This is a genomic window from Streptomyces synnematoformans (assembly GCF_039531005.1).
Lineage (GTDB): Bacteria > Actinomycetota > Actinomycetes > Streptomycetales > Streptomycetaceae > Streptomyces > Streptomyces synnematoformans.
Genome location: NZ_BAAAPF010000044.1, coordinates 25,470 through 32,392, shown reverse-complemented (window position 1 = coordinate 32,392; position 6,923 = coordinate 25,470). Strand labels below are relative to the sequence as shown.

General features: G+C 76.1%; 8 protein-coding genes. 6 read left to right on the top strand and 2 right to left on the bottom strand.

Features of this window, described 5'->3' with window-relative positions:
- Nucleotides 1-661 (top strand): sigma-70 family RNA polymerase sigma factor (locus tag ABD317_RS10610; RefSeq protein ID WP_344289537.1); only part of this gene is annotated, 661 nt, incomplete at its 5' end.
- 114 nt (nucleotides 662-775) lie between these two features.
- On the opposite strand, the gene ABD317_RS10605 is transcribed toward ABD317_RS10610, so the two are convergent.
- Nucleotides 776-1,888, bottom strand: a complete 1,113-nt coding sequence (locus ABD317_RS10605; protein ID WP_344289536.1) for a winged helix DNA-binding domain-containing protein — start codon at nucleotides 1,886-1,888, stop codon at nucleotides 776-778.
- A 78-nt stretch (nucleotides 1,889-1,966) separates the two neighbouring features.
- Entirely contained in the window at nucleotides 1,967-2,965 is a 999-nt protein-coding gene (locus tag ABD317_RS10600; RefSeq protein ID WP_344289535.1) for an EamA family transporter, read from the bottom strand.
- Nucleotides 2,966-3,033: 68 nt separating this feature from the next.
- On the opposite strand from ABD317_RS10600, the gene ABD317_RS10595 reads away from it, so the two are divergent.
- The 5 genes from ABD317_RS10595 to ABD317_RS10575 all read left to right on the top strand — a co-directional run bounded on the left by ABD317_RS10595 (nucleotide 3,034) and on the right by ABD317_RS10575 (nucleotide 6,884).
- Nucleotides 3,034-3,927: a LysR family transcriptional regulator gene (locus ABD317_RS10595; RefSeq protein ID WP_344289534.1), complete on the top strand. Its 894-nt coding sequence runs from the start codon at nucleotides 3,034-3,036 to the stop codon at nucleotides 3,925-3,927.
- A 91-nt stretch (nucleotides 3,928-4,018) separates the two neighbouring features.
- Nucleotides 4,019-4,255 (top strand): hypothetical protein, encoded by a 237-nt coding sequence (locus tag ABD317_RS10590; protein WP_344289533.1) that lies wholly within the window; start codon nucleotides 4,019-4,021, stop codon nucleotides 4,253-4,255.
- Nucleotides 4,256-4,406: 151 nt separating this feature from the next.
- Nucleotides 4,407-5,306 (top strand): 1-aminocyclopropane-1-carboxylate deaminase/D-cysteine desulfhydrase, encoded by a 900-nt coding sequence (locus ABD317_RS10585; RefSeq protein ID WP_344289538.1) that lies wholly within the window; start codon nucleotides 4,407-4,409, stop codon nucleotides 5,304-5,306.
- A gap of 304 nt (nucleotides 5,307-5,610) precedes the next feature.
- Nucleotides 5,611-6,024: an ATP-binding protein gene (locus ABD317_RS10580; RefSeq protein WP_027753975.1), complete on the top strand. Its 414-nt coding sequence runs from the start codon at nucleotides 5,611-5,613 to the stop codon at nucleotides 6,022-6,024.
- Nucleotides 5,913-6,884 (top strand): RNA polymerase sigma factor SigF, encoded by a 972-nt coding sequence (locus tag ABD317_RS10575; protein WP_344289532.1) that lies wholly within the window; start codon nucleotides 5,913-5,915, stop codon nucleotides 6,882-6,884. Before ABD317_RS10580 ends, ABD317_RS10575 begins: the two co-directional genes overlap by 112 nt.
- Nucleotides 6,885-6,923: the final 39 nt, after the last annotated feature.

Genomic DNA, 6,923 nt, shown 5'->3' with positions numbered 1-6,923 from the left:
CACCGGCCGCGGGCTCTCCCTCCTCGACATCGTCCAGGAGGGCAACATCGGACTGATGCGCGCGATCGAGAAGTTCGACCCCGCGCTGGGCTTCAAGTTCTCGACGTACGCGGTGTGGTGGATCCGCCAGGCGATCAACCGGGCACTCGCGGACCAGGCCAGGACGATCCGCATCCCCGCCCACATGGTGGAGTGGATCAACAAGCTGGGACGCGCCCGCGGCCGGCTCCGGACGGAGCTGGGCCGGGAGCCGGAGCCCGCCGAGCTGGCCGCGGCGCTGGACGTGACGGCGGCGCGGCTGGCCGCGATCGAGGAGTTCGCCCGCCGCGAGCCGGTCTCGCTGCACACGCCGGCCGGCGCGGAGGGCGACGGCGAGCTGGGCGACCTCATCGAGGACCGGGCGGCGCCGCCGCTGGACGACGCGATAGGCCGCGCCCTGCTGCGCCGGGCGGTGGCCCGGGCGCTGGGCGAGCTGACGGAGCGGGAGGCGGGGGTGATCGGCCTGCGGTACGGCCTGACGGGGGCGAAGCCCAAGTCGCTGGCGGAGATCGGGGAGGTGTACGGGGTGACGCGCGAACGCATCCGCCAGGTGGAGGCGAAGGCCATGGCGAAGCTGCGCCTGCCGAGCCGCGCGGAGACGCTGCGGGACTTCCTCGACTGAGCGCCGCCGCCGGTGCCGCCGCGGGCACCGGACCGCGGGCGCCAGGCCGCGGAGGGCTGCGCCCCGCGGCGGGGCGCGCCCGCCCGCGGGCGGCGCCCGCGGGCGCTTCGCGGGTTAGGCCGCGGCGAACCTGACCTCCGTCTTCTCCACCCCGGGCGCCGCGAAGCCCAGCAGGTCCTCGGCGGCCGCGGCCAGCCGGTCACGGTCCGGCCGGGACAGGGGCGCGAAGGGCCGCAGTTCGACCGCGGCGGACGTCCGCTTCAGCTCCGGCTGCCACACGCCCGCGACGCGGCCGTCGAGCAGCAGGGTGCCGCGGACGATGCCGTTCGCGGTGAACACCCGGCGCTCGTCGGCGTTGTCGATGATCCGCGTGCGGTCCGCGTGCGCGAGCAGCACGTTGTCGAAGGGGCCGAGGAGCAGCGGCGGCACCGGGGCGCCGGGGTCGGGCAGCTCGGTGCCGTCCAGGTCGAACAGTTCCCGCCCGGTGACGTCCCGGTACGTCACGAGCCGCGGGCGCAGCCGGTCGAAGACCGCCTTGAGGCCGGTCAGCGACAGCCACTTCTGCGCGTCCGCGACCGACGCCGGGCCGTATGCGGCGAGGTAGCGCAGCACCGTCCCGTCCGGCGCGGGGTCGGTCGCGGAGGGGGCACCGAGGTACTGGTCGGCGTGCGCGTAGACGAGTCCGCCGCCCGCGCCCCAGACCCCGCGCGGCGGCACCTGCACCAGCGGCAGCAGCGAACGGGCCAGGTAGGCCAGGTCGCCCGGCGCCCCGTCCGGCCAGCGGGCGGCGAGCCGGGCGGCGCGGTCGTCGGCCGGCAGCGGCCCGGCGGCGAGGGCCGCGCGGGCGGCATCCGCCACCTCGGCGGGGTCGAGGCCGGGGAGCCTGCGCCCGGCGGTGGTGGTGGCCAGCGTCCTGTCGAGGTACGGCTGCACCACCGCGCGCAGCCGCAGCGCGTCGCGGGCGCTCACGAGGTGGATCGTGCCGCGCATCAGCACCACCCGGGCCGCCCGGCGGCCGGTGAGCAGCGCCGACAGGTCGCCGGTGGTGAAGCCGGTGAGCCGGCTCCACAGCTGGTAGTACGGGGCGTCGCCGGACTGGGCCTGCAGCGCGACGAGGTGCTCGACGGCGTCGAGCGGCGCCGCCTCGCGCCGCTCGACCAGCCACTGCCGGTGCAGCAGGGCGCGGCCCAGCGCGCGGGCGTCGAGGACGGTTCCGGGCGAGGTCATGCGGGTTCCCTTCGTCGCGCAGGTGTCCGAGCATGCCACCCGCGCCCCGCCACCGGCCCGGCCGCCGGCCCGTCGCCGCTACGCGCTCCCCCGCGCCGCACGCGGCCGCGGCGGGGTCCGTACCGCGCCGATGCTCGCCGCGATCACCAGGCCGATCGCCGCGCACTGCGCCGCCGTCAGCCCCTGGTCCAGCACCAGGAACCCGGCCAGCGCCGCCACTGCCGGCGCCAGGCTCATCAGCACGGCGAACGTCGCCGCCGGCAGCCGGCGCAGCGCGAACTGGTCCAGCGCGTACGGCAGCCCCGAGGACATCACCGCCACCGCCAGGCCCAGCCCCAGCGTCACCGGTTCCACCAGCCGGCTCCCCGCGCTCGCCACCCCGATCGGCACGCTGATCGCCGCCGCCACGGTCATCGCGACCGCCAGCCCTTCCGCCCGCGGGAAGCGCGCCCCGGCGCGCGCGCCCATCACGATGTACGCGGCCCACAGGCCGCCCGCGCCGAGCGCGAACGCGGCGCCCACCGGGTCGAGCCCGCCGAACCCGCCGCCGCTCAGCAGCACCACCCCGCCCAGCGCCAGCGCCGCCCACAGCAGGCTCGCCACCCGCCGGTTGGTGCACACGGACAGCGCCAGCGGTCCGAGCACCTCCAGCGTCACCGCGGGACCCAGCGGGATCCGCTCGATGGCCTGGTAGAAGACGGCGTTCATGGCGCCGAGCGCCAGGCCGAAGCCGCAGAGCACCGCCCAGTCGTCCCGCGAGTGACCGCGCAGCCGCGGCCGGAAGACGAGCATCAGCAGGATCGCGGACAGCGTCAGCCGCAGCGTCACCACGCCCAGCGCGCCCGCCCGCGGGAAGAGCAGCGCGGCGACCGCGGCGCCGAACTGCGTGGACAGCGCCCCGCACACCACCAGCGCCACGCCGCCGAGCCACCCCGCGCCGCGCCCCTGGCGGGCGCCGCCGGGAACGTCCCGTCCGGCGCGTCCCCCCGCAGCGCCGGCCGCCCCGGCGGGGGCGGGGCCCGTCGTGGCGGCGGGGCCCTCGGCGGAGGCGGCGGGACCGGAGGGCTGAGACGTCACGCCCCCACGCTACGAGCGCACGCCCCCGGCGTGAAATGCATAACCGGCTGCGATTATGCTTCTGAAGCATGACGGTGGAGCTGCGGCACCTGCGCGCCTTCCTCGCCATCGCCGAGGAGGGCGGCATCACCCGGGCCGCCGCCCGGCTGGGCACCGGCCAGCCCGTCGTCTCCCGCACCCTGCGCCGCCTTGAGGACCACATGGGCGTGCTTCTCGTCGACCGCTCCACCCACCACCTGGAGCTGACCCCCGCGGGCCGCGCGTTCCTCGACCGGGCCCGTGCCGCCGTCGCCGCGGCCGACGCCGCGCTGGACCCCGCCGGCCTCGTCGTACGCCCCCTGCGGCTCGGCCACTCCTGGGCCGCGCTCGGCGACGAGACCGCGGTCCTGCTGCGCCGCTGGGACGAGGAGCACCCCGACGTCCCGCTGGAGCTGCTGCGCATCGACGACCGCTGCGCCGGCCTCGCCCGCGGCCGCGTCGACGTGGCGCCGCTGCGCGCACCCGCCGCCGACTGCGCGGCCCGTACCGAACTGCTGCGCACCGAGGCCCGGGTCGCCGCCGTGCCGGCGGACAGCCCGCTCGCCGCCCCCGGCCGCGGTCCGCTGACCCTCGCCGACCTCGCGCACCTGCCGCTGGCCGTCAACCCCGTCTCCGGGGTCACCACCCCGGCGCTGTGGCCGCAGGCGCACCGCCCGCGCCGCACCGTCGAGGTCGCCAACACCGACGACTGGCTGGCCGCCATCGCCGCCGGCCGCGCCGTCGGGGTCACCACCACGGCCACCGCCCAGGCGCACCGCCACCACTCGGTCGCCTACGTCCCGCTGACCGGCGCGCCCGCGGTCCCCCTGGTGCTGGCCTGGCGGGACCCGCCGGGCCACCCCGCGGTTCGCGCGCTGCTGACGCTTGCGCACCAGGTCGCCGGGGAACCCGCCCGGGAACCGCAGGGGCCCGGCACCCGTTGATCCATTAAGTGACGCGCGGGATACTTGGCCCCAAAGCGACAGCAACGGTAGATATCAACCCATACGTCAGCCAATACGTCAGGAGACACTCATGGCAGGCTTCCTCGACCGCGCGAAGGAGAAGGCGGAGACCGCGCTGAGCCAGGGCAAGGAGAAGGTCGGGGAGGTACAGGCGCAGCGCGAGGGCCAGGCCCTCCTGCGGCGGCTGGGCACGGCCTACTTCAACGAGCAGCGCGGCACGGGCTCGGCGCAGGAGGTGCAGGACGCCCTGCAGGCCCTCCACGCGCACGTCGCCGAGCACGGCGACGGATTCCTCACCCGCGGCTGAGCCGGCACCGGCGCCGCGGCGTGCCCCCGGGCACGGACCCGCGGCCCGGCACCGGCCGCGACCGGCCACCGAGCAGCGTCCCGTGCGCCCGTACGAGCCCGCCGGCTCCCCGCCCGCAGGCCCCGAGCCCGCGGCCCCGGCCTCCGACGGCCTGGCGGGGCGGCTGGCCGGGCTGCGCCCGCGGCTGCCCTCACCGCTGGAGGAGGTCGCGGACGACCGCCTCGCGGCCCGCGGCATACGCCTGCTGCTCAAGCGGGACGACCTGATCCACCCGGCGCTGCCGGGCAACAAGTGGCGCAAGCTGGTGCCGAACCTGGAGCGGCGCGCGGCCGGCTCCCCCGGCGCGGACGACCGGCCGGTGCTGACGTTCGGCGGCGCGTACTCCAACCACCTGCGGGCCACCGCCGCCGCGGGCCGGCTGCTCGGCATCGGGACCGTCGGCGTGGTCCGCGGCGCCGAGCTGGCCGACCGCCCGCTCAACGGCTCCCTCGCGCGGGCGGCGGCGGACGGCATGCGGCTGCACTTCGTGCCGCGGGCGGCGTACCGGCGGCGCGCCGACCCCGCCTACCACGCCGAACTGCGCGCGCTGTTCGGCGACTTCCAGCTCGTCCCGGAGGGCGGCAGCAACGCCGCTGCGGTACGCGGCTGCGCCGACCTCGGCCGCGAACTCGCCGGCGCGGCGCAGACGGCGGTCGGCACGGGCGGCACGGGCGGCACGCTCGCCGGCCTGGCCGCGGGGCTGCCGCCCGGCAGCCGGGCGATCGGCGTGCCGGTACTCAAGGGCGGGTTCCTCGGCGCCGACGTGGAGCGGCTGCAGACCGCCGCGTTCGGCGGCCGGCGGGGCGACTGGCGCCTGGCCGACGGCTTCCACTTCGGCGGCTTCGCCCGCCGCACGCCCGAACTCGACGCCTTCGCCGCCGACTTCGCCGCCCGCCACGGGCTCGTTCCCGAACCCGTGTACGTCGCGAAGATGCTCTACGCCGTCGTCGCCCTCGCCGCCGACGGCGCCTTCCCGCGCGGTTCCACCGTCGCCGCGGTCGTCACCGGATGACGCGGGTGTCGCCCGGTCGAGGGAAGCCGGTCGGCGGTCGCCCGCGGACCCTGTCATAATGGCAACCCGGAGTGACCGCACGGGAATTGGGACGAACAAAGCCCTAGCCACGGAGCGTGACGAGGGTTTACTATTAGTGACAGCCGCGGGATGGGGTGGCCTTCTCCGGACCAGGAGACAGCAGCTCATCGCACGCGGTAGCGTCGCAGGCGAACGATTTGCCGCGCCGGTCCGTTACTCCCAGTGACGGGGGACAGGCCGGCGTTCCTATGGCAGAGAGTCGCCACGCACCTTGGAGGTGAGGGTGTCCCAGTTCGAAGGCGAGCCCAGTCCGAAGGACTTCGTCGAAGTCCGGCTGCCGGCTGCCGGGGCGTACCTGTCGGTGCTCCGCACCGCCACGGCAGGGCTCGCTGCCCGCCTGGACTTCACGCTCGACGAGATCGAGGACCTGCGCATCGCGGTCGACGAAGCCTGCGCGATCCTTCTCCAGCAGGCCGTCCCCGGCTCCGTGCTCACCTGTGTCTTCCAGCTCGGGGACGACGCGTTGCTGGTCACGGTCTCGGCGCCGACCACCGACGGCCGGGCGCCCGAGCGCGACACCTTCGCGTGGACCGTGCTGTCCGCGCTGGCGGGCAGGGTGGACGCGACCGTGGGGGACGACCGCACGGTCACGATCAGCCTGCTCAAGGAGCGCGGCGCGGCGCCGGGGCTGACGTGACGTACGTCAGGGGCGTTCCGATGCGAGACGAGGGCCGGCTGGCCGCGGCGGAACGAGAGCGGGCGGACCACATGGACGGACTGCAGCAGCACGACAGGCGTGACCCGCAGGACCGCAGCGGCGCGCGGGCGATGTTCCACGAGCTGCGCAAGCTGCCCGCGGAGTCCGCCGAGCACGCCGAGCTGCGGAACGCCCTCGTGCAGATGCACCTGCCGCTGGTGGAGCACCTGGCCCGGCGCTTCCGCAACCGCGGCGAGCCGCTGGACGACCTCACCCAGGTCGCCACCATCGGCCTGATCAAGTCCGTGGACCGCTTCGACCCCGACCGCGGGGTGGAGTTCTCGACGTACGCGACGCCCACGGTCGTCGGCGAGATCAAGCGGCACTTCCGGGACAAGGGCTGGGCGGTGCGGGTCCCGCGGCGGCTGCAGGAGCTGCGGCTGTCGCTGACCTCCGCCACCGCCGAGCTGTCCCAGCTGCACGGCCGCGCCCCGACGGTGCACGAGCTGGCCCGGAAGCTGAACATCTCGGAGGAGGAGGTCCTGGAGGGCCTGGAGTCGGCGAACGCGTACTCCACGCTCTCCCTGGACGTCCCCGACACCGACGACGAGTCGCCGGCCGTCGCCGACACCCTCGGCGCGGAGGACGACGCCCTGGAGGGCGTCGAGTACCGCGAGTCGCTCAAGCCGCTGCTGGAGGAGCTGCCGCCGCGGGAGAAGAAGATCCTCATGCTCCGCTTCTTCGGCAACATGACCCAGTCCCAGATCGCCCAGGAGGTCGGCATCTCGCAGATGCACGTCTCCCGGCTGCTGGCGCGCACGCTGGCGCAGCTGCGCGAACGGCTGCTCGTCGAGGAGTGAGCCGCGGGCGCGGGCGCGCCGCCGTGCCCCGCGGGGAGC

Excerpts from the sequence above, each read along its gene's own strand:
- ABD317_RS10595 (WP_344289534.1), top strand. The coding sequence starts at position 3,034 with ATGACGGTGGAGCTGCGGCACCTGCGCGCCTTCCTCGCCATCGCCGAG.
- ABD317_RS10590 (WP_344289533.1), top strand. The coding sequence starts at position 4,019 with ATGGCAGGCTTCCTCGACCGCGCGAAGGAGAAGGCGGAGACCGCGCTG.
- ABD317_RS10605 (WP_344289536.1), bottom strand. The coding sequence starts at position 1,888 with ATGACCTCGCCCGGAACCGTCCTCGACGCCCGCGCGCTGGGCCGCGCC.